Origin of the sequence: Sulfitobacter sabulilitoris, from assembly GCF_005887615.1 — a bacterium.
GTDB classification, from domain to species: Bacteria; Pseudomonadota; Alphaproteobacteria; order Rhodobacterales; family Rhodobacteraceae; genus Sulfitobacter_E; species Sulfitobacter_E sabulilitoris.
Genome location: NZ_VANS01000001.1, coordinates 1605923 through 1630351, shown reverse-complemented (window position 1 = coordinate 1630351; position 24429 = coordinate 1605923). Strand labels below are relative to the sequence as shown.

Here is a 24429-nt window from a genome sequence, read left to right as displayed (position 1 = left end):
CGCTTGCCTTTGCTTGAGGATCAAACTGACAGAGCAATCGGGCCGGTTTGGGGCGATTGATCAAAAAACTGAAAAAAGTGTTGCGGCGCGATGCGTCATTTGTGGTCGCCTGGCCCTAATCACGCAGGCCCATATTTTTATGGGGTTTCAGCGCAGGTGCGTGGCCAATCCCGCGAATTCAGCAATATTGTTTCCGTGGATTGGGGCAATCGCGGGGCCGGTTTGGCCAAATTCCTGCCCGAATTGGACGGTTTTGGCCGCGTCCCCTGCGGCGCTACAGCACGATCGCCGAGATCAGGCGACCGTAGTCTGCTTCCTTGGAATGCACGCTGCGCCTGTAGGAGAAGAAGCGCTGCGCGTCGCTGTAGGTACAGTGGCGGATCCATTCGGCGTGGCCCACGCCTGCTTCGCGCAGCCGGAACAGGCCAAAGCCGGGCAGGTCGAAATGCAGACGGTCGCCGGTTCCGTTCGCGAAGAACCGGGCATAGGCATCGTCTTGTGCCATGAAGGTGTCGAAGAACTCCGGTCCGACCTCGTAGGTGGCCTGGCTGATCGTGGGCCCGATCACGGCGATGGTGTTTTCGCGCGCGGCCCCCAGCGCGGCCATCGCGTCCAGAGTGGCGTCCAGCACCCCGTCCAGCGTTCCGCGCCATCCCGCATGCGCCGCGCCGATGACACCCGCATCCGCGTCGGCCAGCAGTACAGGCTGGCAATCGGCGGTCAGAACCGACAGCGCCAGCCCCGGCGTATTGGTCACCATCGCATCGGCGCGCGGTCTATCTTCCAGCGGGCCATCCACGGTGATGACACCGGCGGAATGAACCTGGTGCACGCCGATCAGGTGGTCGGGCGGGATCCCGATCGCCGCGGCCGCCCGTGCACGGTTGATCGACACGATTTCCGAAAGATCGGTGCTGCCCGTGCCGCAGTTGAGACCCGAAAACACCCCCGAGGAGGCGCCGCCACGCCGCGTGAAAAACCCGTGCCGGAGCGGGTGCAGTCGGTCACTGGTCAAAATTTCCAACGTCATCGAGAAAGTCCCGGCGGGGGGGCAGCGGCAGACGGGTAGAGCCCCAGCACTTTGAACAGGGTCCCCATTTCATCGGGGTGCGTCAAGCGCCGATGTGCGGCGACATGCGCCGCGAGCGCCTCGCCGGTCAGCGGTTTTGCCAAGGCTTGCGCGCGCGCGGTGATGCCCAGACGTTCCAGAAATACGCCCTGCGGCGTGACCCTGCTAAAGGCGCTGGGCGTGGCCAGTGTCAGGGCTTCGAAATCGACATGCGCGGTCAGGTCGGCCTGGCCGGGTGTGGCCAGCGGATCGACGGTTTCATGTGCCATGACCGCTTGCAGCGTGTCGCCCCGGCTGCGCCAGTCGCCATAGTCGATGATCAGTGCAGCACCGCCCGATCGTTCGATCCGGTCGCCGATTTCGGCGGTGATGGGCGCCAGAGCGGGGGCGTATTCGACGATGTCGCCCTCGTCGGTATCGGCCAGCCGATGCGCCAGGGCAGGCTGGGGCGAAGCGGGGCCAAGCCCGAACCGCAATTCGCCCTGCGCGACGCCGACCTGCCGTTCGCGCCACTGCGTGCCGCTGCGCACGAACTGGCGCAGGGGCAGGGCGTCGAAAAATTCGTTCGCGACCAGAAACAGCGGCTGATGCGGTAAATCGCCCACGCCCTGGACCCAGGTCGCGCGGGTGTCGCCCAGTGTTTCGCGCTGGCGGGCCGCAAGCGTCGGGGACGGCTCTATCAGGTGCAGGCGCGCGGCCTCGTGAAAGCCGGGTACGGCTTGGGTGGCGCGCAGGATGTCGGCCATCAGGGTTCCGCGGCCGGGGCCCGGTTCCGCCAGGGTAAAGGGGGTCGGACGACCCTGGTCGATCCACGCCTGCGCCAGCGACAGGCCGATCAGTTCGCCGAACATCTGGCTGATTTCCGGCGCGGTTATGAAATCGCCGGTCGCGCCAAACGGATCGCGCGTGGTGTAATAGCCGTGGATCGGATGCAGCAGGCAGTCCGCCATGTAGTCCGCCACGCTCAGCGGTCCCTGCGCGGAGATGCGCGCCACAAGTTCGGCGCGCAGGGTCATCGAACGCGCCGCCGTCGCGCCCAGGCGATCAGGGCGGCCCCCAGCACGATCATCGGCAGCGACAGGATCTGACCCATTGTCAGGCCATAGCCGCCGATGTGCCACGCAAGCCCGAGCGGATTGCCGGGGCCGATGAATTGCGCGTCGGGCTGGCGCACGAATTCGACCACGAATCGCGCCAGACCGTAGCCGGCAAAAAACAGCCCCGCGATCAGACCGGGCCGTTTCAACGCGCCGCGCCGCCAGACCTGCCAGATCAGGACACCGCCCAGCAGCAGCCCTTCGAGCGCGGCCTCGTAAAGTTGCGAGGGGTGTCGCGCGCAGATGCCCGCGACATCGGGACAGAACTGCGCCGCCTGCGTGGGAAAGGCGACACCCCACGGCAGATCGGTGGGCCGCCCCCACAGTTCGGCGTTGATGAAATTGGCGATCCGCCCCAGCAGCAACCCCGGCGGGACACCCAGCGCCAGCGCATCCGCCGCCCCGATCCGCGGAATCCGGTGGCGCAGCGTAAAGACCAGCGCGGCCAGCATCACCCCCAGCAGGCCCCCGTGAAACGACATGCCGCCCTGCCACAGCATCAGGATTTCGCCGGGATTCTGGGCAAAGTAATCGGGCCGGTAAAACAGCACGTACCCGAGGCGCCCGCCCAGAATGATGCCCAGAATCACCCATGTCAGCAGGTCTTCGAGCTGCCGCGTGGTCATGACGGGCGCGTCGTGCCGCCACAGGCGCGGGGTCTTGACGGCCATCGCCACCAGCCGCCAGCCCAGCAGGATCCCCACGATATAGGCCAGCGCATACCAACGCAGGGCAATATCGAACCCGAAGATCGAGATTGAAAAGATGTCGGGAGAGATATCGGGGAAGCGGATCATGGCTGTCATGCGCCTGATTGACCCCGCCTGCCGCGGGAAGTCAACCTTGCAGCAGCGCGGTTTGCGGCCCATATAAGACCCGACCCCAAACGGAGATGACAGATGCAAAGCCGCAACAAGATTTTCGACGATCTTTCGCAGATCATGACCAATGCGATGGGCGTGGCGCAGGGCGCGCGCGAAGAAGCCGAGACAGCGATGAAGGGCCTGATGGACCGCTGGCTGGCAGATCGCGATTTCGTCACCCGCGAGGAGTTCGACGCCGTGCGCGCGATGGCTCAGAAAGCCAGCGAAGAGAACAAGGCGCTGAAAGCCAGGCTGGACAAGCTTGAGGCTGGCACCAAGGGCTGATCCAAAAGCGGCGCTGACGCGCCACGACATGATTGACTGTGCACCCGGAAATGCGGGGTGGGAGCCTTGTGCTACCCCCGTGACGGCGCTTTGCGCTACCGGCAATGGACAGGCTCAGTCGCGTTCAAAGGGGCTTGAGATCGCCGCCACGCATTGATATTTGAGCCGCACGCGCGGACTTCGAAAATCTCGTGTGCCGTTCCTTGGGGCCCTTGTGATGCAACGCGTGATGCGCGGGTCTTGGGGGCAGTTTGCACCGGATGGCGGGTTTCGCCGGGTGCGGGCGATCCGTCGGAATGGGCGGCACCGGACCCAAGCCGCGCGAAAGAAGGATGCCGCTGTAGCTCAGCTGGTAGAGCACGTCATTCGTAATGATGGGGTCGGGGGTTCGAGTCCCTTCAGCGGCACCACTTCTTCAGGTAACACCTTGGTTTCACGCCAGCTTTAGCGACTGCTTGGAGCCGCGGGCCGTGTCGGAGGCCATTTCACCCAAGGTCACCTTCGTCAAAGACGGGGGTTCTACTTCAGTCGTCGCATCCCCCAAGGACGTGTTGCGCCTCTGTTTGTTCCCTCGGATCGCGGGCGCTCGCGGCACGAGGGTCAAGCGTGCCGGTCGCGGCACGCGATCGTCCGGATCCCGATCGGGGCTTGGCGTTGTGCCAAGTGAGCGCCGCCTTACCAGATCGGGGGGCGGGGCATGCGGGCGGGCTGCCCGCTATGTCGCCGGTTGGCCTCGGTGCGGGGGGCGATCCCCATATCGTCGAGGCGGTCCCGCGGCAGAGCGTCAAGGTGCCTTGCATCTGCCGACATGCGGCGACGTTCCCGCAGGGCGTGCAAGGCCATGGCGAAGGAGCGGGTCAGGCCGAGGCGGGAAAGGGTGAGGATGTGGGTCATTGGATGTCTCCATGGCAGGTGTTTCGATGCATCCAGTTTCACCTGGCCGCGTCAGGCCAGCGTAAATTCCAGGCTGCGCCGTGGGCCGAGGCGTGCAATACTTTCGTCAAATCGTCGTCAAACTGCGCAAAAAAACGCGAATTCGAGCCCGCCAGACGCCATATGCCGCATCTTGTCTTGCATCTCTCAGGTCCCTTCCGCGCCGAGCATGGCGGCGCAAGGCTTGATGGCCTAAGCCGCCGCGCGCAGGCGCTGTTGGCGTATCTCTCGTGCCAGACGGGGATGCGGGCGGAGCGGGGCGCACTGGCTGATCTGTTGTGGTCCGACCGGAGCGAGACGCAGGCGCGGGCGTCCCTGCGTCAGGAACTCTCGGTTCTGCGCAAGTCGCTCGGGGAAACGGTCGGGGCCGACCGGCAGTGCGTCTGGCTCGATGCCGGGGCGGTCGAGATCCAAAAAGGGCAGGGGGCGTTTCTGGAGGGGTTCGATCTTGGGTCCGAGGGATTCGAAGATTGGTTGAGGGCGCGCCGGCAAGAGACGACCGCGCCCACGCCCGACATGCGGGTGCGGCGCGATGGGCAACCGGCACTGGCGGTCCTGCCGTTCAAGGAAATCGGCGTGGGCGAGGCGGATATGTTTGCCGACGGGATCGTTGAGGAGATCACCGGGGCATTGAGCCGGAACAGGGATTTCGACGTGATCGCGCGGCAATCCGCATTCATGCTGAAGGGCGACGCGCTGTCCGTGCCGGACATCGCCGAGCGGTTGGGGGCGAGTTACCTGCTGAAGGGGTCGGTTCGGCGCGTGGGCGAACGTGTGCGGATTTCGGTTCAGCTTGTCAGCGGAGCCGACGGGCATACCCGTTGGTCTGCGCGGTTCGACGACCGTCTGGACGATCTGTTCGACCTTCAGGACCGTATCGCGGCGCATGTGGCGGGCCAGCTTTCGCCCAATCTGCGCGCGGCCGAAATTCTGCGTGCCAGACGGCATCCGCCGGAAATCCGCAGCGCCTATGACCTTGTTCTGACCGCGCTGCCGCACTTCTGGGTGCATGACCCGGCAGAGAACCGCAGGGCGCTGGCGCTTCTGGACAGTGGCGTCGCCAAGGACCCGGATTCGGCGTATGCGCTGGCGATGAAGGCCTGGTGCCATGCACATGACTGTTGCTACCTGTGGTCGCGTCCCCCGGACAAGGCGCGTGCCGCGAGCCGGGCGGCCTTCGACCGGGCGCTGCCCAGGGCGCAGGATCATCCAGCCACGCTTACGGCGCTCAGTGCGGCTTCGGCGCTGGCCCTCAAGGATTTCCGAACGTCGGAAGACCTGGCGCGCCGCGCCCTCGACCTTGACCCGAACAATGCCTGGGGTTGGCTTCGATTGGGATGGGTTGCGGTTTATCTGGGCCGCCCGGAAGAAGGGATCGCCCATTTCGACAGGTCGGAGGAGCTGAGCCCGCTGGATCCGTTCCTGTTCAACATGGATTTCGGGCGTTCGGCCGCGGTGCGGACGCTGAGGCGCTACGAAGAGGCGGTGGCGCTGATCGAAAAGGGGCTGCGCGCCGCGCCGAAAGCGCACTGGGCCTACAGGATGCTGTTCGGAACCCTTTGGCTGATGGGCGAACGGGAGCGGGCGATCGAGGCGGGCCGGAAATGGCTTGCGGCGCATCCGGGCCTGTCGACGGAAACGCTGCTGGAAGGGTTGCCCGCGTGGGACCACGACCCGGAGTATCTTGAGGTGCTGCGCGGCTTCGAGGCCATCATTCCAAAAGACGGCTGAGCCGTCTGCCCGGCGCCGCATGGCGATGCCCGTGCCGTCGGTGATCCCAGGCTTCGCAGGCGCGCCGGTCCGGTCGCGGCCTGCCGCGCCACAGGCTCACGCGCCCGCGGTGTCCAGGCTGTCCGTGCCCAGCACGACATCGCCGGGCAGGGAGGCCTCGGCCACGAGCCGGGCGTTGGGCAGATCGTTTTCTTCGGCCTTGCGCCGCGCGGCGTCGGGGGAAAAACCATGATCCACCCAGCGCCGGATCAGGCGGGATTCCAGTATCGGCAGCGGCACGGACAGGGTGATGGCAAAGGTCCAGAGCGGCGCAAGATCGCGCCACGCGGGGCGGTCCAGCAAAAGGTAATTGCCTTCGACGATCACGGTATCGGTATCTGGGCCAATGACGCCCGTGCCCGCGATGGCGCGGTCCGACACGCGGTCGAAGCTGGGAAAGATGATTTCATCTTCGGTGGTCAGGCGCCGCACCAGGTGCACAAAGCCCTGCACGTCGAATGTCTCGGGCGCGCCTTTGCGGTGCAGCAGGCCGCGCTCCCTCAAGACGGCATTGTCGAGGTGAAAGCCGTCCATCGGCACCACGCGAAAGCCGCTGTCCTGCCCGGCTAGATCGTGGGCAAGCGTGGACTTGCCGCTGGCAGGCGGCCCCGCCAACGCCACCAGCCTGCGCGTCCCGGCAAGGGGAACATCCCTGATCGTCCGTGCGAGCGCCGCGATATCCACCTGGCGTCCCGTCCTACGCCGCCGCGGCCGTGTCGGGTTCCTTTGCGCCGGTCATGAAGGCGACGGCATCGGACATCGTGTATTCCCCGGGGTCGATGACGCAGAGCCGTTTGCCCAGACGGTGCACGTGGATGCGGTCGGCCACCTCAAAGACATGCGGCATGTTGTGGCTGATCAGGATGATCGGGATGCCGCGGCTTTTCACGTCCTGGATAAGCTCGAGCACGCGGCGGCTTTCCTTGACGCCAAGCGCGGCTGTGGGTTCGTCGAGGATGATGACCTTGGAGCCGAAGGCAGCCGCCCGCGCCACCGCGACGCCCTGCCGTTGTCCGCCCGACAGGGTTTCGACCGCCTGGTTGATGTTCTGGATCGTCATCAGCCCCAGGTCGTTGAGCTTCTCGCGGGCCAGGTCTTCCATCCTCTTGCGGTCGAGCTGGCGCAGGATCTTGCCACGGAACCCCGGCTTGCGCAGTTCGCGGCCCATGAACATGTTGTCGGCAATCGACAGGGCCGGCGACATGGCAAGCGTCTGGTACACCGTTTCGATGCCCGCCTCGCGCGCGTCGATGGGCGAGGCGAAGCGTACCTCGCGCCCTTCAAGCGTGACCGTGCCCGCATCGGGGATGACCGCGCCCGACACCGCCTTGATAAGCGAGCTCTTGCCCGCGCCGTTGTCACCGATCACCGCCAGCACCTCGCCCGGCATCAGGTCGAAATCGCAGTGATCCAGCGCGGTGACGCGGCCATAGCGTTTGACCAGGCCTCGGGCTTTCAGGATGGGTTCCATCAGGCGGCTACCTTTCTGATCCATTGGTCCACGGCGACGGCTGCGATGATCAGCACACCGATCAGCAGAAAGGTCCACTGCGCATCCGCCCCCATGAGGCGCAGACCAAGAGTGAAGACCCCGACGATCAAGGCCCCGAAAAACGTGCCGAGGATCGATCCGCGCCCGCCAAAGAGCGAAATCCCACCGATCACCACCGCGGTGATGCTTTCGATATTGAGAAGCTGGCCCGAGGTGGGCGAGACCGATCCGATGCGCCCGATCAGCGCCCAGCCCGCAAAGCCGCAGATCAGCCCGGCAAGCCCGTAGACCGAAATCAACGTGCGCCGGACATTGACGCCCGACAGTTCCGCCGCCTCGGGGTCGTCGCCCACGGCATAGACGTGACGGCCCCATGCGGTGTGCTTGAGCACGTAGGCCAGCACCAGCACCAGCAGCAGCATGAACACCACGCCAAGCGTGAAGACAGCGCCGCCGATGTTGAACTTGAAACCCAGAAGCTGCAGCAGGGGCGCCTCGGCGGCGATCTCCTGGCTGCGAATGGTTTCGTTCGCCGAGTACAGGAAATTCGCGGCCAGTACGATCTGCCACATGCCCAGCGTCACGATGAAGGGCGGAAGTTTCATCACCGCGATCAGCCAGCCGTTCAGCGTGCCGATCGCCGTGCCGAACAGCAAACCGCAGACAACGGCCACTTCGACCGGCAGGCCATAGCGAAAGGTGAACTGACCCATCACCACGGAGGAGATCACGGCGATGGCCCCCACGCTCAGGTCGATGCCGGCGGTCAGGATCACCAGGCTTTGCGCGGCGGCGACGATGCCGACGATCTGGACCTGTTGCAGGATCAGCGTCAGCGCGAAGGGCGAGAAGAACTTCGAGCCGAGCACGAGACCGAAGATGATGATCGAGGACAGCAGCACGATCAGCGGCACCAGCGCGGGCGTGACGTGCAGCGCATGATGAACGCGCCCCAGCCAGCCCTGATCGAGGTCGTTGAAAGAAGCGACCTCGGTGGCGGCGCCGGAGGCTGCGGCTTCGTAGTTGTCCTGTGCGGACATGGTGATGTCCTCCCTTGTGTCGCCCCGCAAGCGCAGGATCGACGGGGCGGACCGCGGTCCGCCCCGTTACCTGTACACTACACGAAAAATGCGTTTCGGATCAGCCCCAGCAAAGATCGGTGCCTTCCGCCACGCTGATGCTGTCCACGCCATCGACCGGCTTGTCCGTCACCAGGGCAACGCCGGTATCGAAGAACTCCTTGCCTTCGGTCGCGCTGGGCTTGGTGCCGTCCTCTGCCCAGGCGGCAATCGCCTCGATGCCCTTCGAGGCCATCAAGAGCGGATATTGCTGCGACGTGGCGCCGATGACGCCGTCGGCGATGTTCTGGATGCCCGGGCAGCCGCCGTCGACCGACACGACCAGCACGTCGTTTTCGCGGCCGATGGATTTCAGCGCTTCGTAAGCGCCCGCGGCGGCGGGTTCGTTGATGGTATAGACGACGTTGATCTCTGGATCCTGGGCCAACAGGTTTTCCATCGCCGTGCGACCGCCTTCCTCGTTGCCGGCGGTTACGTCATGGCCGACGATGCGCGGGTCGGTTTCATCGCCCCATCTGCTGGGATCGCCGATGTCGATGCCGAAGCCCTGCAAAAAGCCCTGATCGCGCAGAACGCCCACGGTCGGCTGGCTGACGGCCAGATCGAGCATCGCGATCTTGGCGTTCGCCGCATCGTCGCCCAGCGAGGCCGCGGCCCATTTGCCGATCAATTCGCCGGCCAGGAAATTGTCGGTGGCGAATGTCATGTCCGCCGCGTCGATCGGATCCAGCGGCGTGTCGAGCGCAATCACCAGAATACCCGCATCGCGCGCCTGCCGGACGGCGGGCACGATCGAGGAGGTATCGGAAGCCGTGAGCAGAATGCCCTTTGCACCATTGGCAATGCAGGTTTCGATGGCCGCCACCTGGGTTTCGTGATCGCCGTCCACCTTGCCCGCGTAGGAGTTGAGCTCGATGCCCAGTTCCTCGGCCTTTGCCGCGGCGCCTTCGCGCATCTTGACGAAAAAGGGGTTGGTGTCGGTCTTGGTGATCAGGCAGGCCGATACCGAATGGCCGGCGGCCGATGCGGCGCCCGTCATGGCGATCAGGCCCAATGCTGTCCCCGCGATAAGTCTTTTCATGTAATCCTCCCAGGAAATCGAAGCGGCGCAGCGAATCGTGCGCCGGTGCCCCAGTTTCGATGGGCACCCCCGGTTGTGTCAATTAGTAAATAAACTTGATTTATTAACTTGGCGCCGCCAGTGTTTCGGCAAGCACGGCAAAAAGCGAAAGCGCAATGAACGAAACCACAGTCATAAGAGCCCTGAGCAACGGCGTGAACCAGAAGGGGGTGCGCAACCACAACGAACGCCTGATCCTGTCGGTGCTGCAACGCCACGGCGACCTGTCCGGCAGCGACATCGCCCGGCGCACGCATTTGTCGGCGCAGACGGTGTCGGTTATCCTGCGCAAACTGGAACAGGACGATCTGGTCAGAAAGGGCAGGCCGACAAGGGGCAAGATCGGCAAGCCGTCGGTGCCCATGGCGCTGAACCCCGGCGGGGCGCTGTCGGTCGGGTTCAAACTGGGTCGGCGCGGCAGCGAGCTTTTCCTGATGAACCTGTGCGGCGAGGTCCTGTTCGAGCGGCGGATCACCTACGACATCGCCATCCCCGAAGCGATCTTTGCCTTCATGCGGGACAGCTTTGAGGACGCGCTATCGCATGTCGGTCCGGTCACCGCGCAAAAGCTGTGCGGAATCGGGATCGCGTTGCCCTTCGAGATCTGGAAATGGGGCACCTCCGACGGCAATACGCCGCAGGAATTTCTGCGCTGGAAGGACATCGTGTTCGAAGACGAGGTCGCGCGGTTCACCGACCTCCCCGTTTTCATGGTCAACGACGCCACCAGCGCCTGCTGGGCAGAGCACGTCCATGGCCGCGGCAAGGAATTTCGCGACTATGCGTATTTCTTTATCTCGACCTTCATCGGGGGCGGCATCGTCATCAACCAATCGGTGTACGAAGGCGCGCGCGGCAATGCCGGGGCGCTTGGATCGCTGCGGGTGGGCGACCGTGACGGGCACACCCGCCAGTTGATCGACGTGGCCTCCATCCACGTGCTGGAGGCCACGCTGCAACGCGCCGGGCACGATCCGCGCGGGTTGTGGGCGCAGCCGCAGGACTGGTCCGCATTCGAGCCGCATGTGTCGGACTGGATCGAGACCACGGCGAACGAAGTGGCGCAGGCCTGTCTGTCCGCCTGTGCGATCATAGACTTCGAGGCCATCGTGATCGCGGGGGCCTGTCCCGCCGATGTGCGCGCGCGACTGGTCGCGGGTGTGCGGGCACGCCTGCCGCAGCAAGACAGCCGCGGGCTGATCCTGCCCCGGATCGAGGAAGGCGCGATTGGCGGCGAAGCCCGCGCCATCGGGGCGGCCTGCGGCCCGATCTACGCACAGTATTTCCTGACGGCGCATCCGGGGCCCCCGGACTGAGCCGCGCCACCCACGCCCCACCCCCAAGTTCACCGAAGGCCGCACAGCGCATGAAACGATCCCGCATCAACAGTATCATCGTCGAGGCAGACGAGATGATCCGGACACACGGATTTGCCCTGCCGCCCTTTGCCTATTGGTCGCCGGACCGGTTCAGGGCCAATGCGACGCGCGCGCAGCATGTCATCGAAACGCGCTGCGGCTGGGATATCACCGACTATGGCGCCGGACGCTTTGACGCGTTGGGATTGGTCCTGTTCACCCTGCGCAACGGCCTGCCGGGGGATCTGACCGCCGGGCGGGGAATGTGCTATGCCGAAAAGCTGCTGATTGCGCGGCGCGACCAGGTGTCGCCGATGCATACGCATGTCATCAAGGTCGAGGACATCATAAACCGGGGCGGCGCGACGCTGGTGGTCGAACTCTACGGCTCGGACGATGCCGGAGCCTTTGCCGGGGATCGCGGCGGACAGGTCATGTGCGACGGTATCGTGCGCGACTACGATCCGGGCGAAAGGCTGACGCTGCACCCGGGCGAAAGCGTGACCCTGCGCCCCGGCGACTGGCATGCCTTCTGGGGCGATGGGGGCGACGTGCTGATCGGCGAGGTCAGCACCGTGAACGATGACGCGCACGACAATGTGTTCCGCGATCCCATCGGCCGATTCCCCGCCATCGAAGAGGACACCGCGCCCCTGCATCTTTTGGTCAGCGACTATGCGAATGCCCTGCCGTGACCGCGATTGACGGTGTCGCCCGGTCCTACTTCTTGACGTAAGTGCTCCAGGCGTAGTCGTCGGGCGGCGGTGGCAGATCGGGTTTGCCGCGCTGGCGGTGCAGGTGGACCTTGGCGATGAAATTGCCCGCGATGGGGGCGGTGGCGAACAGAAACGCCATGATCAGCAACTCATGCAACGACCCCTCGCCATAGGCGAACGAATGGATCATCGACGCCGACAGCAGCGACCCGACGCCAAGCGTCGATGATTTGGTCGGCGCGTGCAGACGGGACATCGAACCGCGCAGTTTGATCAGGCCGTAAGAGCCCACCAGCGTGAAAAAGCCGCCGATCAGCAGGCAGGCGGAGATCAGGATATCAGCCAGCATGATGCGTCCTCACTCGATGATGTCGCCGCGCAGCACGAAGCGCGCGAGGGCCACGGTCGAAACGAAGCCGAGCATGGCGATGATCATGGCGCTTTCAAAATAGATCTGCGTGCCCAGCGCGATCCCCAGCAGCACGATCAGCCCGATGGCGTTGATCACCATCGTATCCAGCGCCAGGATCCGATCGCCGATGTGGGGACCCATCACAAGGCGGACCATCGCCAATATCTGCGACAGACCGACCGCCCCGAGAGCCAAATAGAGTGCGATGTCGATCATTCGAAAATCTCCTTCAGTCGTCGCTCGTAGCGATGCTTGATCTCGTCGCGCACGGCGTCGGGATCGGGCGCGTCCAGTGCATGGACCAGCAGCGCGCTGCCGTCGTCGCACAGGTCGGCACTGACCGTTCCGGGGGTCAGGGTGATGGTGCCCGCCAGCATCGTGATCGCCTCTGGCGTGCGCAGGTCAAGCGGAACCGGAACCCAGTTCGGCGACATCTTGCTGTTGGGTTTGAACAGGACGATCATGGCGACCTGCACATTCGCCAAGATGATATCCCAGATCACGATCACCGCGTAGGCGAGCAACCGCGAGGGGCGCGGCACACGTGGCCGATCGGGCCAGTAGACCGAGGTCGCGATCGGGATCAGGATCCCGAGGATCACGCCAAACACGACCGTCCCAAGGCTCAGGCCGTTGATCAAGAGGCACCACACGATGACCAGCAGCGCGGTCAGCAGCGGGTGGGGAAACAACAGCGCGTTCAGACGCGTCAGCATGTCAGTGATCCTTCTGTCCGGTGTCGGGCTTGGCGTCATCGCCCTGGCCGTCCTTGGCATAGGCGTCATCGCCGTGACCGCCCTTGCCGATGACCTTGCCGGGCGTGGTCATCACGATGTCGATATAGGGGGCCGGTGCGAAAAGCTGTGCCGCAGTGGCGGCCAGGGTGCGGTTCACGGGGCCGGCCGCCGCCGTCAGCGCGACCAGCAGCGCCACCAGCCCGCCGATCGCGATCATCGGCAGGGGCGATGCGGGCAGGGACACATCGACGCGCGCGGTGTCGTCCGCCTCCGCATCGGTTTCGTCCGGCTGCGGATCGGCGGCTTGGTGCGCTTTCCAGAACACCTGCGACCCGGCGCGCGAAAAACCGACGACCGCGACCAGCGATCCGCTGAGGATGACACCCCAGATCCACCAGACCAGGGGCGTGCCCCAAGCGGCGTCCATGATCAGAAGCTTGCCCAGGAACCCCGACAGCGGCGGCAGGCCCGTCATCGCGATCGCCGCGAGAAAGAACATGCCCGCTACCAGCGCGCCACCGGCCATGGGTGCGGCATCGGCCAGCTGCGTGCCGATGCCGCCGCGCCGCTCGCGCATCACGTCGACCAGCAAAAACAGGGCCGCCGCGGCAAAGGTCGAATGGATGGCGTAATACAGGGCCGCCGTGATGCCCGCCGGCGTGAACACCGCCACCGCGCTCAGCAGCATGCCCATCGACCCGATGACCGAAAACGCCACCAGCCGGTCCACCCGGCTGGCGCCCAGCACCCCGATCATCCCCAGCGCCAGCGTCAGCAGCGCGGCCGGCATCAGCCAGGTATCGAACAGTCCCTGCGTGATCGCCAGGTCAGGCGGAAACACCAGCGTGTAGACCCGGATGATCCCGTAGGCGCCGACCTTGGTCATGATGGCAAAAAGCGCTGCCACCGGTGCCGGCGCTTCGGAATAGCTGGCGGGCAGCCAGAAATGCAGCGGCAGCACCGCCGCCTTGATCGCAAAGACCATCAAAAGCAGCACGGCAGCTACGCGGATCCCGGCGCTGTCGGCCAGGTCGAGCGAGGCCACCCGCAGGGCAAGATCGGCCAGGTTCAGCGTACCGGTCTGCGCATAAAGCGCACCGAGCGCGAACAGGAACAGGGTCGATCCAAGAAGGTTGTAGAGCACATATTGCGTGCCCGCCCGCAGGCGTTCGGCGCCGCCCGCATGGATCATCAGCCCGTAGGACGCAATCAGCAGGACTTCGAAAAAGACGAAAAGGTTAAACGCGTCGCCTGTGAGAAACGCGCCCATGATGCCCATCAACTGAAACTGGAACAGCGGATGGAAATGGCGTCCGCGCTGATCCCAGCCGGAGCCCATCGCATAAAGCAGCACAAGTGGGGCGAGGGTGGCTGTCAGCAGCACCATCAGCGTCGACAGACGGTCCGCCACCAGCACGATGCCAAACGGCGCGGGCCAGTTGCCCAGTTGATACAGCGTGATCGTATCGTCGGAGGCCTGCCAGAAGAGGCCCGCCGCCACGCCAAACAACGCCAGCGCGCCGGACATCGAAAAGATACGCTGCAACATCAGGTGATGCCGCGCGGTCAGCACCAGCACCGCCGCCAGCATCGCGGGCATCAGAACGGGAAGGATGATCCAATGCGTCATTGTGCGGCCTCGCCCCGGGGCGCGGGATCGGCGCCCCCTGCCGCGGCCGGGACCGCGGGCACATCGACAAGGTCGTCGTCGGAACTGAGCCATGACCCGAGGGCAATGATCACCACGACCGCCGTCATCCCGAAGGAGATCACGATAGCGGTCAGCACAAGGGCCTGAGGCAGCGGATCGGTATACACCTCGACACCGTCGCGCAGCACCGGCGGTGCGTTCACCGCCAGCCGCCCGGAGGCGAACAGAAAGACGTTGACCGCATAGCTCAGCAGCGAGGTGCCGATGATGACCGGAAAGGTGCGAAAGCGCAGCACCATGTAGATGCCCGCCGCCGTCAGGACCCCAATGGCCGAGGCAATCAGTAGTTCCATCTCAGCTCTCCTCTTCGACGTAGGTGGCCGCGTCCATCCCGTCGGGATTGCGCGAGGGGTCGATATCCATCGGGTGTTCGCTGACCTCCGTACCGGCGCGCCGCCCCAGTCGCGAAAAGCTTTCCAGCGACAGCATGACCGCGCCCACCACCGCGAGGAACACGCCCAGATCAAAGCCCATCGCGGTCGCCAGTTCGAATTCCTCCATCGGGGGGATGCGGAAATACCCAAAGGCCGACGACAGGAACGGTGCCCCCGCGAACCAAGCGCCGATGCCCGTCAGCCCGGCCACCAGAACGCCCGATCCGATGATCCCGTGATACGGAAAGCGCTGGCGGTTCGCGGCCCAGGCAAATCCGCTGGCCATGTATTGCATGAGAACGGCAATCGCCACCACAAGCCCCGAGACAAAGCCGCCGCCCGGTTCGTTGTGGCCACGCAGGAAGATGTAGACGCCGACCATCAGAACGATCGGCATCATCACGCGGGTCAGGACGACCATCATCAGCGGGTGTGCATCGCCGGCACGCTCTTCCTCGTAGCCGCGGTTGAGCAGGCGCGCGCGCACCGGACCCGACAGGAGCGTTTCGGTCAGGGCGTAGATCACCAGCGCCGCGATCCCCAGGACGATGATTTCGCCGAAGGTGTCGAAGCCCCGGAAATCGACAAGGATCACGTTGACCACGTTGTCGCCGCCGCCGCCCTTGTAGGAATTGGCGAGGTGGTATTCGGAAATCGGCGCCTGCGGAAAATCGGACATCAAAATGGTATAGATCAACGCGGCCGCGGCCACGCCGCCGGCGATGGCGATCGTGCCGTCGCGCATCCGCCGGGCAAGGGTGGATTCCACCGGGCTGCGGTTGGGCAGAAAGTTCAGCGCCAGCAGCAGCAAAATGATTGTCACCACCTCGACCGAGATCTGGGTCAGTGCAAGATCGGGGGCCGAGAAGAAGTTGAACCCGACCGAGACCATGAGCCCGATGATGCCCATCAGGATCAGCACGGCGAGCCGGTTGTGGTGCACGGTCACGAGGAAACAGGCGGCCGCGATCAGCATCGTCCAGGCGGCCAGCGCAATGGGGGTCACGGGCATCATCGCGCGCGTGGGGCCGGCGCTGCTGCCGGTCAGCCAGGCATGCGCGCCGATGGCCACGACGGTCAGCACCATGATCGCCGCATAGCGGGTGAACGCCCCGTCGTGCAGCCGTTGGGAAAAGCCGCGGGCAAGGGCGACGCATCCGGCGATCAGGGCGTCAAAGATCGCCTTTGCCTCGGGGCGGGGGGCCGCCGCCCAGCCGCGCGCCAGCGGACGATAGGCCGCCAGAACCACCGCGCCGCCCAGCACCGCGATGGCCGACATCCCCAGCGCGGGGGTCAGACCGTGCCAGATTTTCAGATAGCCGCCCGGCATCTCGGCGGTGCCGCCGATCACGGCTTTCGTCACCGCCCGGACAAAGGGTTCGGCCAGAAACGGGGCCAGACCGATGACGACGACCGGCACGATCAAAAGCGCGGGCGGCAGCCACAGACCCCATTTCGGATCATGCGGATGCGCCGGATAGTCGTGCCGCTCCGCGCCCAGAAAGGCGTGGCTGATATAGCGAAAGGAATAGGCGGCAGAGAACAGCGCCCCCAGCGTAGCGACGGCGGCCACCAGCAGCGGCGATCCGTAGAGCGTCGTGTGATACGCCTCCTCCAGCATCATTTCCTTGGACAGGAACCCGTTGAGCAGCGGAATACCCGCCATCGACAACGCGGCCAGCGTGGCAATGGCAAAGGTGATCGGCATCGCGTGGCGCAGCCCGCCCAGCCGCTTGAGGTCGCGGGTATGCACGGCATGATCGACGATGCCCGCCGACATGAAAAGTGCGGCCTTGAAACTGGCGTGGTTGAGAATGTGGAACACCGCCGCCATCGCGCCGAACGGCGTGCCTGTGCCCAGAAGGAACGTGATCAACCCCAGGTGCGACACCGTGGAGAAGGCCAGCAGCGCCTTGAGGTCGTCCTTGAAAAACGCGATCACCGCGCCCAGCACCATCGTCACCAGCCCGGCGGTGCACACGATCAGCACCCAGGCGTCGGTGCCCGACAGAACCGGCCACATGCGCGCCAGCAGGAAAAGGCCGGCCTTCACCATCGTGGCGCTGTGCAGATAGGCCGAGACGGGCGTGGGGGCCGCCATCGCGTGCGGCAGCCAGAAATGGAACGGGAACTGTGCCGATTTGGTGAAACAGCCCAGCAAGATCAGGATCAGCGCGGGCATGTACAGCGGCGACTGCTGGATCAGGTCGCGCTGCGACAGGATCACCGTGAGGTCATAGCTGCCCACGATCTGCCCCAGCAGCAGCATGCCGCCGATCATCGCAAGACCGCCCATGCCGGTCACGGCCAGCGCCATCCGCGCGCCCTGGCGGCCTTCGGGCAGGTGTTTCCAGAACCCGATCAGCAGGAAGGAAGACAGCGACGTCAGCTCCCAGAAGATCAGCAACATCAGGATGTTGTCGCTCAGGACGATACCCACCATCGCCCCCTGGAACAGCAACAGGTAGCTGTAGAATTCGCCCATGTTGTCGTCGCGCGACAGGTAATACCGCGCGTAGGCGATGATCAGCAGCCCGATGCCGAGGATCAGCGCCGCGAACATCAGGCCCAGGGGATCGAGGAACAGGTTCACGTTCAGGCCCAGATCGGGCAGCCAGTTCAACCGCGCCGTCACCACCTCGCCGCGCAGAACGGCAGGGGCGTGGGTGGCCAGACCGATCGAGGCAAGCGCCGTGACCAGAAAGGTTGCCATGAAACACGCCCGTCTGCCGGCCTGGATCATGAGGCCGGGCAGCAGGGCACCGAGGAACGGGAGGGCGACGATGATAAACAATGACATGGCGCGACTATTACGGAGACCGATGCGTTGGACCAGCCCCCGTTTTACCTTTGCAGCTGACTTTATTGTAATTTGTGCCGTTATAACCGTGTCTTTTCGCGGTTCGCCAGACCCGATGTCACGGTTTTTACCTCGCGGCGTCGCGCGTGCCCCCGGCCGGGGCGCTTGGCGCTTTCCCCCGCGCGCAATCTCCGCTAGGCGCGGTATGGAGTGCCGTGCCGCAGGGCCGTGACCTGTTGCGGCGGGATGGCCGGTTGCCAATTGCGCTATTTTGGGGCGATTTCACATTCATCCACAACTTATTGAGGTTATCCCCAAGAATAGGGGTTGCCAGACAGCCGCCCACACAGCACCATATCTGGTATAGGCACGGGGGATCGCCCCGGCCTGTGGCACAGGCACCTAGGGTTGGGGGTAACCCATGCTCCCATCGCTAGAGCGGTAAAAAGAGGTGGCACCATGGCACTGTCCGAGCAGTATCTTGAAGACGACATTCACCCCATCGACATCGTGGAAAATCTGGCGGCTCACCACGAATGGGATTTCGACCGCATTTCCGACGAACAGATCGCCATGGCGGTCGAGGGTCAGTGGCGCACCTATTCGCTGACGCTGGCCTGGTCGGCCTACGACGAGACGCTGCGCCTGATCTGTACGTTCGAGATGGAGCCGCCAGAGGACAAGATTGGCGGCATCTTTGAATTGCTCAATCATATTAACGACCAATGCTGGGCGGGGTCGTTCACCTACTGGGCCGAGCAGAAGCTGATGGTCTATCGCTACGGGCTGGTTCTGGCGGGCGGCGAAGTGGCCGGTCCCGATCAGATCGACACCATGATCGGCGCCGCCGTGATGAGCGCGGAGCGATACTACCCGGCGCTGCAATTGCTGGCCTGGGGGGATCGGACGCCAAAGGATGCGTTGCAGGTCGCCATTGCAGAGGCCTACGGACGCGCGTAACAACGCCCCCGAACCTAAAAATTCGGGAGATATATCATGGAAAAGAGCCGTATCGCGGCAGATGGCCTTGTGTTGTTGGGCTGTGGCAAGATGGGATCGGCGATGTTGGCCGGGTGGCTGGACCGTGGGCTGCCCGCATCATCGGTCTGGGTGACAGACCCGTATCCCTCCGACTGGCTGAAAGGCACCGGCGTTCACCTCAACGAGGATCTGCCCCCCGCGCCCGCGGTCGTTCTGGTGGCGGTCAAGCCGCAGATGATGGCCGATGCGCTGCCGACGTTGCAGGCGATGGGCGAAGGCGAGACGGTTTTCGTGAGCGTCGCCGCCGGAACGCCGATTGCATATTTCGAACGGGTGCTGGGCGCAAAGACGCCCATCGTGCGCGCGATGCCGAACACACCCGCGGCGATCAGCCGGGGCATTACCGCCATCGTCGGCAATGACGCGGCGGGCGCCAAGGCGTTGGACGAGGCCGAAGACCTGCTCAGGGCCGTGGGGCAGGTCGTGCGCCTGGAGGACGAAAGCCAGATCGACGCCGTGACCGGCGTCAGCGGATCCGGCCCGGCCTATGTGTTTCACATGATCGAGGCGATGGCCGCCGCGGGCGAGGCCGAGGGGCTTGCGCCCGAACTGGCGCTGCAACTGGCCACCGCCACGGTCGCCGGGGCAGGGGCGCTGGTCGATCAGTCGGACGAGACGCCGACGCAACTGCGCATCAATGTGACCAGCCCCAATGGCACCACGCAGGCGGGTCTTGACGTGCTGATGAACGAGGACGACGGCCTGCCGCCGCTGATCCGCCGCACGGTGGGGGCCGCCGCGGCCCGCTCGCGCGAGTTGTCGGATGGATGACATCTCCTTCGACGACTTCCTGAATGTCGATATCCGCACGGGCGTCGTGACCCGTGCGGAGCCCTTTCCCGAGGCGCGCAAGCCCGCGATCAAGATGTGGATCGACTTTGGCCCCGAGATCGGAGAACGCAAGACCTCGGCGCAGGTCACGGTGCATTACACACCCGAAAGCCTGATCGGCAAACGGGTCATGGCGGTGGTGAACTTTCCGCCGCGCCAGATCGGCCCGGTGCGGTCCGAGGTTCTGGTGCTGGGCGTGCCGGATGAAAATGGCGCGATCGTGCTGGTCAGCCCGGACCGCGACGTGCCGACAGGGGGGCGGATGCATTGAAAAAGATCCTGATGACACGGCCCTTGCCGGATGCGGTGCAAGACGCGGCGCGGGGGGCCTTCGACGTGACGGTGCGCCCCGGCACCGACCCGCTGAGCGACGCGGAACTGCGCGCGGCGCTGCGCGATTTCGACGGGGTGCTGCCGACCTTGGGCGATGCGTTTTCACGCGAAGTCTTTGACGACGTGCCGGACCCGCGGTGCCGGATCCTGGCCAATTTCGGGGTGGGGTACAACCACATCGACGTGGACGCGGCGCAGGCGGTCGGCGTTATGGTCACCAACACGCCCGGCGCCGTGACCGATGCCACCGCCGATATCGCCATGACGCTGATGCTGATGAGCACGCGCCGCGCCGGCGAAGGCGAGCGGATGGTGCGCGCCGGCAACTGGCCGGGCTGGCACCCGACGCAGATGCTGGGCCTGCACCTGACGGGCAAGATCGTGGGCATCGTCGGCATGGGCCGCATCGGGCAGGCCATCGCGCGGCGCTGTCACTTCGGCTTTGACATGCAGGTCTGCTATCACAGCCGTTCGCCCAAATCGCTGAAGTACGAGGCGACGCCGGTGCAAAGCCTCAAGGCACTGGCGCAGGTCGTCGACGTGCTGGTCATCGCGGTGCCGGGCGGGGCGGAAACGCATCACCTGATCGACGCCGACGTGCTGGACGCGATGCAGGATCACGCCCACCTGATCAACATCTCGCGCGGCGACGTGGTGGACGAGACGGCGCTGATCCGCGCGCTCGAACAGAAGACCATCGGCGGTGCGGGGCTGGACGTGTACGAACACGAACCGCATGTGCCACAGGCCCTGCGCGCGCTCGACAATGTCGTCCTGTTGCCGCATCTGGGCACCGCGGCGCTTGAGGTGCGGACATCCATGGGGCTGATGGCAGTGGAGAACCTGACCGCGTTTTTCGAAGGCAAGGCGCCGCCGAACCCGGTGTGATCAGCCTTGCATGGCCTTGCGCCAATGGCGGCGGCAGAGCGAGACATATGTCTCGTTGCCGCCGATCTGAACCTGCGCGCCGTCACGCATCGCGCGGCCATCGGCGTCCTGCCGCACCACCATGGTCGCCTTCTTTCCACAGTGGCAGATCGTGCGGACCTCGCGCATTTCATCGGCCAGCGCCAGCAAGGTGGCAGAGCCGGGAAACAGCTTTCCGCGGAAATCCACCCGCAAGCCGTAGCACATGATCGGCACCTTCAGGTCATCGACCGCGCGCGCCAGTTGCCAGACCTGATCCTCCGACAGGAACTGCGCCTCGTCGATGAAGATGCAGGCGACCGGGCCCTGTGCCTTGCGCGCGTCGATCTTGGCAAAAAGATCCTCGCCGGTTGAGAAGGTGTCGGCGGTGACGCCGATGCCGATACGCGACGCGATGCGCCCGTCGCCCGCGCGGTGATCGAACTGCGCGGTCATCAGATAGGGCACCATGCCGCGTTCGCGGTAGTTGTGCGCGGCTTGCAGCAGCACGGTCGACTTGCCCGCGTTCATGGTGGAGTAATGAAAGTAAAGCTTGGCCATGGCGCGGTGTTACGATGCGGGGGGGTGCCCTTCAAGCGTCGGGCAGGCGGAAAGTGCAGAGGGGGGCCGGGCGGGGGCCACTGGTCATCGCGCGTGACGCTGCACCAGCACTGATCCGACCGAATAGCCTGCGCCAAAGGAACAGATCAGCCCGGTGTCGCCATCGCTCAGGTCATTGGAATACTTGGAAAACGCAATGATCGACCCGGCGGAGGACGTGTTGGCGTAATCCTGCAGGATATTGGGCTGCTCGCCCGCCTCAGGCACCCGGCCCAGTACCTTGCGGCCGATAAAATCGTTCATCGACTTGTTGGCCTGATGCAGCCATAGCCGTTTCAGATCCGCCGCCTCGACGCCTTCGTCTGCCATGTGTCCACCGATGTGATCGGCCACCATGGGCAGCACTTCCTTGAATACCTTGCGACCGTTCTGCATGAACTGCATGTCGCGCCGGTCGGCCACGCCATCGGGCCGCGAGCGGCGCAGAAAGCCGTTGTTGTTCCGGATGTTGTTGGAAAAATCTGTGGCGCAACGGGTTGATTTAATTTCGAAATACGGGCCGTTGGCGTCTTCGGCGCGTTCGATCAGGGTGGCTGTGGCCACATCGCCAAAGATGAAGTGACAGTCGCGGTCGCGCCATTCCAGGTGGGCAGAGCAGATTTCGGGGTTCACAACCAGAGCGGCGCGGATTGAGCCGGAGCGGACCATGTCGGCGGCGGCCTGGATTCCGAAAGTGGCGGACGAACAGGCGACGTTCATGTCGAAGGCAAACCCCTTGATGCCAAGCAGTTGCTGGATCTCGATCGCGACGGCCGGATAGGCGCGTTCGAGGTTCGATGCGGCGCAGATCACGGCATCGACATCCGCCGCCGTCTTGCCCGCCTGCGCCAGCGCCTTTTGCGCGGCATCCAGCGCCATTTCCGCCATCAGCGAGGGTTCGTCGTCGCTGCGTTGCCGCAGCAGGGGGTGCATCACGCGGGGGTCAAGAATACCCGTCTTGTCAATGACATAGCGTTGCTCGATGCCGCTGGCCTTGACGATGAATTCTTCTGACGAATAGGGTTTGGCCACCAGCGTTCCGGCGGCGATTTCATCCGCGTGTTCGGCATTGAAGAGATCCGCGTAGGCGTTGAACGCCTCGACCAACTCGGCGTTGGTGATGGTCTGCGAGGGGGTGAAGACACCGGTTCCGGTGATGGCGGGAATATGGGTCACGAGCCGGCCTTTGCTGGGACAGTTTTGGAAAGGCTACAGGGGCGGCACGGGGGGCGCAAGCGGCGGATCCGTACGGTTTCGGGGCGGTATGTGTACGGATTTCGCGGTGCCGAAAACCCGACCGGGCCCGCATCCGTACAGTTTACGGCCGAATATGCACAGGAATTGCGCCGCGCCCCGCCGGGGGCGGATTTGTCGGCCCCTGCGACCGTCAGATCAGCGGCACGAAGGGCACGTCGCAGGCGGCGAGGGTGATAAGGGCGAGAAGGAGCAGAGCGCGCATGGGCAGGTCTTTCGAAAGGGGCGGATGAGTTCACCGTAGGGGATCGGAGCGGGGGTGCAATGGCGCGGCGACCATTGAGCGAAGAGACGCTCGGGTGGGGGGGGGAGGACATGCGGATGGCCATGGTGCGGCACGGACGCGCCGCCGCGCCGTAACCGCGAGGGCCGCGCCCGGCCTGGCGTGCCTGCGTGACGCATGTGTCCGATGTGCGGGTCCGATTGCAGTCGCTTGCGCGGCCCTGATTTTCGGGCGCGCGCGACACGGATATGGCCCGCCGGCGCGGGGCGTGCCAGGGTCCGCCATGGCCTGTTCGCGCAACTCTTCCGTGGCACTGGGCGTCGCATCCCTAGCCCCGGTCACCCAGCCTCATCCGCGCCAAAGCCATCCTGCATCAGCGCCTCGAGCATGGGGCAGGCTGCCGTTCCCGCGTCGCAGTTCCGCGACAGGTTGGCCAGCGCGTCTTGCAAGCGGGTCAGGGTTTCGATCTTGGCGCTGATCTGGGACAGGTGATCGTCCGCCAGAATTTTGACCTCTGCGCACCGCCGGTCGTCTTGGCCGGACAGCGACAAGAAGGTCTTTATGACTGAAATCGGGAATCCCAAATCCCGGCAGCGCCTTACGAACCGCAGCATTGCGATCTCTTCCGTGGAATAGAGCCGTCGGCCTGCGGCAGACCGTCCCGGCGCGGGAACGATGCCCTCGCGTTCATAATAGCGGATGGTTTCGATGTTGACCCCGCTTTGCCGCGACGCCTGTCCGATGGCGAACATTTGGCTTGCTCCTGTAGTGGCTACAGGAATTAGATAGGCAAGATGGATAGGAACGCAACGCGAGACAGGCCTTTCGAACCCGGTTTCGCGGCGCGGCCTGCGAGGCCTGTCGCGGTTTGCCTGTGTCATCGATTGGCGCCGGCCGGCCACGGCCCTTGGCGTGGGATCTACGGAGATCGACAAGATGAAGAATAGACTATTGGCGCTTGGGCTCGGCGGTTCGCTGCTGGCGGCCCTGTGTTGTTTCACGCCGCTGTTGCCGATCGTGCTGACGGCGCTTGGCCTGACCGGTCTGATCGGCATCATCTACACCGATGCTGTTCTGCTGCCGGTTCTGGCTGGTTTTCTCATGCTGACGGGGTACGCGCTATGGCGGCAAAAGACCCAGAGGTGACATTGCAGTCCACCCTGACCTGTCCGTCATGCGGACACGTCGAAACTGAAACCATGCCGACCGATGCCTGCCAATGGTTTTATGAGTGCAAGTCATGCCACCGGGTGTTGAAGCCGCTCGAAGGCGACTGTTGCGTCTATTGCTCTTACGCGACGGTGCCCTGCCCACCGATCCAGCAAGGCAAGTCCTGCTGCGCATGACGGAGTGGCGGTGCCGCGCGGACGCCGCGCCGGTCCGCGCGCAGGGCGGACCGGCGCGGCGGCTGGATCGCGCGGGGTC

The 24429-nt window shown here is 64.7% G+C and carries 26 protein-coding genes and 1 tRNA gene; 11 read left to right on the top strand and 16 right to left on the bottom strand.

Features of this window, described 5'->3' with window-relative positions:
- Nucleotides 1-274: 274 nt before the first annotated feature.
- The 3 genes from pgeF to lgt are packed head-to-tail and all read right to left on the bottom strand — an operon-like array spanning nucleotide 275 to nucleotide 2972.
- Nucleotides 275-1030, bottom strand: a complete 756-nt coding sequence (gene pgeF / locus FDT80_RS07780; RefSeq protein WP_138661609.1) for a peptidoglycan editing factor PgeF — start codon at nucleotides 1028-1030, stop codon at nucleotides 275-277.
- Nucleotides 1027-2085, bottom strand: a complete 1059-nt coding sequence (locus FDT80_RS07775; RefSeq protein ID WP_138661608.1) for a class I SAM-dependent methyltransferase — start codon at nucleotides 2083-2085, stop codon at nucleotides 1027-1029. Before FDT80_RS07775 ends, pgeF begins: the two co-directional genes overlap by 4 nt.
- Entirely contained in the window at nucleotides 2082-2972 is an 891-nt protein-coding gene (lgt, locus tag FDT80_RS07770; protein WP_138661607.1) for a prolipoprotein diacylglyceryl transferase, read from the bottom strand. The genes FDT80_RS07775 and lgt overlap by 4 nt, the downstream gene beginning before the upstream one ends.
- 93 nt (nucleotides 2973-3065) lie before the next feature.
- On the opposite strand from lgt, the gene FDT80_RS07765 reads away from it, so the two are divergent.
- From FDT80_RS07765 to FDT80_RS07755, 3 genes are all read left to right on the top strand, one after another.
- On the top strand, nucleotides 3066-3314 hold the full coding sequence (locus tag FDT80_RS07765; protein WP_138661606.1) for an accessory factor UbiK family protein: 249 nt from the start codon (nucleotides 3066-3068) through the stop codon (nucleotides 3312-3314).
- 334 nt (nucleotides 3315-3648) lie between these two features.
- Nucleotides 3649-3724 (top strand) — tRNA-Thr (locus FDT80_RS07760).
- Between the two features lie 646 nt (nucleotides 3725-4370).
- Complete coding sequence (locus tag FDT80_RS07755; RefSeq protein ID WP_170311811.1) at nucleotides 4371-5978, top strand: tetratricopeptide repeat protein; 1608 nt, start codon at nucleotides 4371-4373, stop codon at nucleotides 5976-5978.
- 96 nt (nucleotides 5979-6074) lie between these two features.
- On the opposite strand, the gene FDT80_RS07750 is transcribed toward FDT80_RS07755, so the two are convergent.
- The 4 genes from FDT80_RS07750 to FDT80_RS07735 form a co-directional block, all read right to left on the bottom strand.
- A complete protein-coding gene (locus FDT80_RS07750; RefSeq protein WP_138661604.1) occupies nucleotides 6075-6701 on the bottom strand; it encodes a nucleoside/nucleotide kinase family protein in 627 nt (208 codons plus the stop codon).
- Between the two features lie 13 nt (nucleotides 6702-6714).
- A complete protein-coding gene (locus FDT80_RS07745) occupies nucleotides 6715-7488 on the bottom strand; it encodes an ATP-binding cassette domain-containing protein (protein WP_138661603.1) in 774 nt (257 codons plus the stop codon).
- Complete coding sequence (locus FDT80_RS07740) at nucleotides 7488-8549, bottom strand: ABC transporter permease (RefSeq protein ID WP_138661602.1); 1062 nt, start codon at nucleotides 8547-8549, stop codon at nucleotides 7488-7490. The genes FDT80_RS07745 and FDT80_RS07740 overlap by 1 nt, the downstream gene beginning before the upstream one ends.
- Before the next feature lie 100 nt (nucleotides 8550-8649).
- Nucleotides 8650-9669 (bottom strand): sugar ABC transporter substrate-binding protein, encoded by a 1020-nt coding sequence (locus tag FDT80_RS07735; RefSeq protein WP_138661601.1) that lies wholly within the window; start codon nucleotides 9667-9669, stop codon nucleotides 8650-8652.
- Nucleotides 9670-9824: 155 nt separating this feature from the next.
- On the opposite strand from FDT80_RS07735, the gene FDT80_RS07730 reads away from it, so the two are divergent.
- Complete coding sequence (locus FDT80_RS07730; protein WP_138661600.1) at nucleotides 9825-11024, top strand: ROK family transcriptional regulator; 1200 nt, start codon at nucleotides 9825-9827, stop codon at nucleotides 11022-11024.
- Nucleotides 11025-11074: 50 nt separating this feature from the next.
- Complete coding sequence (locus tag FDT80_RS07725) at nucleotides 11075-11761, top strand: D-lyxose/D-mannose family sugar isomerase (protein WP_138661599.1); 687 nt, start codon at nucleotides 11075-11077, stop codon at nucleotides 11759-11761.
- A 25-nt stretch (nucleotides 11762-11786) separates the two neighbouring features.
- Here the strand turns inward: FDT80_RS07725 and FDT80_RS07720 are convergent, their stop codons facing one another.
- Genes FDT80_RS07720 through FDT80_RS07695 form a run of 6 tightly spaced genes read right to left on the bottom strand, consistent with a single transcriptional unit; the run spans nucleotide 11787 to nucleotide 17816 of the window.
- Complete coding sequence (locus FDT80_RS07720; RefSeq protein WP_138661598.1) at nucleotides 11787-12131, bottom strand: Na+/H+ antiporter subunit G; 345 nt, start codon at nucleotides 12129-12131, stop codon at nucleotides 11787-11789.
- Between the two features lie 9 nt (nucleotides 12132-12140).
- A complete protein-coding gene (locus FDT80_RS07715; protein WP_138661597.1) occupies nucleotides 12141-12410 on the bottom strand; it encodes a K+/H+ antiporter subunit F in 270 nt (89 codons plus the stop codon).
- A complete protein-coding gene (locus FDT80_RS07710; RefSeq protein ID WP_138661596.1) occupies nucleotides 12407-12910 on the bottom strand; it encodes a Na+/H+ antiporter subunit E in 504 nt (167 codons plus the stop codon). Before FDT80_RS07710 ends, FDT80_RS07715 begins: the two co-directional genes overlap by 4 nt.
- Nucleotide 12911: 1 nt before the next feature.
- Entirely contained in the window at nucleotides 12912-14561 is a 1650-nt protein-coding gene (locus FDT80_RS07705) for a monovalent cation/H+ antiporter subunit D (protein WP_138661595.1), read from the bottom strand.
- Nucleotides 14558-14935, bottom strand: a complete 378-nt coding sequence (locus FDT80_RS07700) for a Na+/H+ antiporter subunit C (protein ID WP_138661594.1) — start codon at nucleotides 14933-14935, stop codon at nucleotides 14558-14560. The genes FDT80_RS07705 and FDT80_RS07700 overlap by 4 nt, the downstream gene beginning before the upstream one ends.
- A 1-nt stretch (nucleotide 14936) precedes the next feature.
- Entirely contained in the window at nucleotides 14937-17816 is a 2880-nt protein-coding gene (locus FDT80_RS07695; protein WP_138661593.1) for a monovalent cation/H+ antiporter subunit A, read from the bottom strand.
- Between the two features lie 459 nt (nucleotides 17817-18275).
- On the opposite strand from FDT80_RS07695, the gene FDT80_RS07690 reads away from it, so the two are divergent.
- The 4 genes from FDT80_RS07690 to FDT80_RS07675 are packed head-to-tail and all read left to right on the top strand — an operon-like array spanning nucleotide 18276 to nucleotide 20909.
- Nucleotides 18276-18776 carry a type III secretion system chaperone family protein gene (locus tag FDT80_RS07690; protein ID WP_138661592.1) on the top strand — a complete coding sequence of 167 codons (501 nt, stop codon included), beginning with the start codon at nucleotides 18276-18278 and terminating at the stop codon, nucleotides 18774-18776.
- Nucleotides 18777-18812: 36 nt separating this feature from the next.
- Nucleotides 18813-19628: a pyrroline-5-carboxylate reductase gene (gene proC / locus FDT80_RS07685; RefSeq protein ID WP_138661591.1), complete on the top strand. Its 816-nt coding sequence runs from the start codon at nucleotides 18813-18815 to the stop codon at nucleotides 19626-19628.
- A complete protein-coding gene (locus tag FDT80_RS07680) occupies nucleotides 19621-19959 on the top strand; it encodes a tRNA-binding protein (protein ID WP_138661590.1) in 339 nt (112 codons plus the stop codon). The genes proC and FDT80_RS07680 overlap by 8 nt, the downstream gene beginning before the upstream one ends.
- An 11-nt stretch (nucleotides 19960-19970) precedes the next feature.
- Nucleotides 19971-20909, top strand: a complete 939-nt coding sequence (locus tag FDT80_RS07675; protein WP_246039893.1) for a 2-hydroxyacid dehydrogenase — start codon at nucleotides 19971-19973, stop codon at nucleotides 20907-20909.
- Here FDT80_RS07675 and FDT80_RS07670 read toward each other — a convergent pair whose 3' ends face one another.
- From FDT80_RS07670 to FDT80_RS07660, 3 genes are all read right to left on the bottom strand, one after another.
- A complete protein-coding gene (locus FDT80_RS07670; RefSeq protein WP_138661588.1) occupies nucleotides 20910-21488 on the bottom strand; it encodes a thymidine kinase in 579 nt (192 codons plus the stop codon). It lies immediately after the preceding gene.
- 84 nt (nucleotides 21489-21572) lie between these two features.
- Nucleotides 21573-22703 carry a beta-ketoacyl-ACP synthase III gene (locus tag FDT80_RS07665; RefSeq protein WP_138661587.1) on the bottom strand — a complete coding sequence of 377 codons (1131 nt, stop codon included), beginning with the start codon at nucleotides 22701-22703 and terminating at the stop codon, nucleotides 21573-21575.
- 639 nt (nucleotides 22704-23342) lie between these two features.
- A complete protein-coding gene (locus FDT80_RS07660; protein WP_138661586.1) occupies nucleotides 23343-23756 on the bottom strand; it encodes a MerR family transcriptional regulator in 414 nt (137 codons plus the stop codon).
- Between the two features lie 184 nt (nucleotides 23757-23940).
- Here FDT80_RS07660 and merF point away from each other — a divergent pair, with 184 nt between their 5' ends.
- Together merF and FDT80_RS19085 are read left to right on the top strand one after the other, a co-directional pair.
- On the top strand, nucleotides 23941-24150 hold the full coding sequence (merF, locus tag FDT80_RS07655) for a mercury resistance system transport protein MerF (protein ID WP_138661585.1): 210 nt from the start codon (nucleotides 23941-23943) through the stop codon (nucleotides 24148-24150).
- A complete protein-coding gene (locus tag FDT80_RS19085) occupies nucleotides 24126-24350 on the top strand; it encodes a GDCCVxC domain-containing (seleno)protein (RefSeq protein WP_138661584.1) in 225 nt (74 codons plus the stop codon). The genes merF and FDT80_RS19085 overlap by 25 nt, the downstream gene beginning before the upstream one ends.
- Nucleotides 24351-24429 lie beyond the last annotated feature (79 nt).

What these genes read in the sequence shown, in the direction of transcription:
- pgeF (WP_138661609.1), bottom strand. Translation starts at nt 1,030, where the DNA reads ATGACGTTGGAAATTTTGACCAGTGACCGACTGCACCCGCTCCGGCAC.
- FDT80_RS07775 (WP_138661608.1), bottom strand. Translation starts at nt 2,085, where the DNA reads ATGACCCTGCGCGCCGAACTTGTGGCGCGCATCTCCGCGCAGGGACCG.
- lgt (WP_138661607.1), bottom strand. Translation starts at nt 2,972, where the DNA reads ATGACAGCCATGATCCGCTTCCCCGATATCTCTCCCGACATCTTTTCA.
- FDT80_RS07765 (WP_138661606.1), top strand. Translation starts at nt 3,066, where the DNA reads ATGCAAAGCCGCAACAAGATTTTCGACGATCTTTCGCAGATCATGACC.
- FDT80_RS07755 (WP_170311811.1), top strand. Translation starts at nt 4,371, where the DNA reads ATGCCGCATCTTGTCTTGCATCTCTCAGGTCCCTTCCGCGCCGAGCAT.
- FDT80_RS07745 (WP_138661603.1), bottom strand. Translation starts at nt 7,488, where the DNA reads ATGGAACCCATCCTGAAAGCCCGAGGCCTGGTCAAACGCTATGGCCGC.
- FDT80_RS07740 (WP_138661602.1), bottom strand. Translation starts at nt 8,549, where the DNA reads ATGTCCGCACAGGACAACTACGAAGCCGCAGCCTCCGGCGCCGCCACC.
- FDT80_RS07735 (WP_138661601.1), bottom strand. Translation starts at nt 9,669, where the DNA reads ATGAAAAGACTTATCGCGGGGACAGCATTGGGCCTGATCGCCATGACG.
- FDT80_RS07730 (WP_138661600.1), top strand. Translation starts at nt 9,825, where the DNA reads ATGAACGAAACCACAGTCATAAGAGCCCTGAGCAACGGCGTGAACCAG.
- FDT80_RS07725 (WP_138661599.1), top strand. Translation starts at nt 11,075, where the DNA reads ATGAAACGATCCCGCATCAACAGTATCATCGTCGAGGCAGACGAGATG.
- FDT80_RS07720 (WP_138661598.1), bottom strand. Translation starts at nt 12,131, where the DNA reads ATGCTGGCTGATATCCTGATCTCCGCCTGCCTGCTGATCGGCGGCTTT.
- FDT80_RS07715 (WP_138661597.1), bottom strand. Translation starts at nt 12,410, where the DNA reads ATGATCGACATCGCACTCTATTTGGCTCTCGGGGCGGTCGGTCTGTCG.
- FDT80_RS07710 (WP_138661596.1), bottom strand. Translation starts at nt 12,910, where the DNA reads ATGCTGACGCGTCTGAACGCGCTGTTGTTTCCCCACCCGCTGCTGACC.
- FDT80_RS07705 (WP_138661595.1), bottom strand. Translation starts at nt 14,561, where the DNA reads ATGACGCATTGGATCATCCTTCCCGTTCTGATGCCCGCGATGCTGGCG.
- FDT80_RS07700 (WP_138661594.1), bottom strand. Translation starts at nt 14,935, where the DNA reads ATGGAACTACTGATTGCCTCGGCCATTGGGGTCCTGACGGCGGCGGGC.
- FDT80_RS07695 (WP_138661593.1), bottom strand. Translation starts at nt 17,816, where the DNA reads ATGTCATTGTTTATCATCGTCGCCCTCCCGTTCCTCGGTGCCCTGCTG.
- FDT80_RS07690 (WP_138661592.1), top strand. Translation starts at nt 18,276, where the DNA reads ATGGCACTGTCCGAGCAGTATCTTGAAGACGACATTCACCCCATCGAC.
- proC (WP_138661591.1), top strand. Translation starts at nt 18,813, where the DNA reads ATGGAAAAGAGCCGTATCGCGGCAGATGGCCTTGTGTTGTTGGGCTGT.
- FDT80_RS07680 (WP_138661590.1), top strand. Translation starts at nt 19,621, where the DNA reads ATGGATGACATCTCCTTCGACGACTTCCTGAATGTCGATATCCGCACG.
- FDT80_RS07675 (WP_246039893.1), top strand. Translation starts at nt 19,971, where the DNA reads ATGACACGGCCCTTGCCGGATGCGGTGCAAGACGCGGCGCGGGGGGCC.
- FDT80_RS07670 (WP_138661588.1), bottom strand. Translation starts at nt 21,488, where the DNA reads ATGGCCAAGCTTTACTTTCATTACTCCACCATGAACGCGGGCAAGTCG.
- FDT80_RS07660 (WP_138661586.1), bottom strand. Translation starts at nt 23,756, where the DNA reads ATGTTCGCCATCGGACAGGCGTCGCGGCAAAGCGGGGTCAACATCGAA.
- merF (WP_138661585.1), top strand. Translation starts at nt 23,941, where the DNA reads ATGAAGAATAGACTATTGGCGCTTGGGCTCGGCGGTTCGCTGCTGGCG.
- FDT80_RS19085 (WP_138661584.1), top strand. Translation starts at nt 24,126, where the DNA reads ATGGCGGCAAAAGACCCAGAGGTGACATTGCAGTCCACCCTGACCTGT.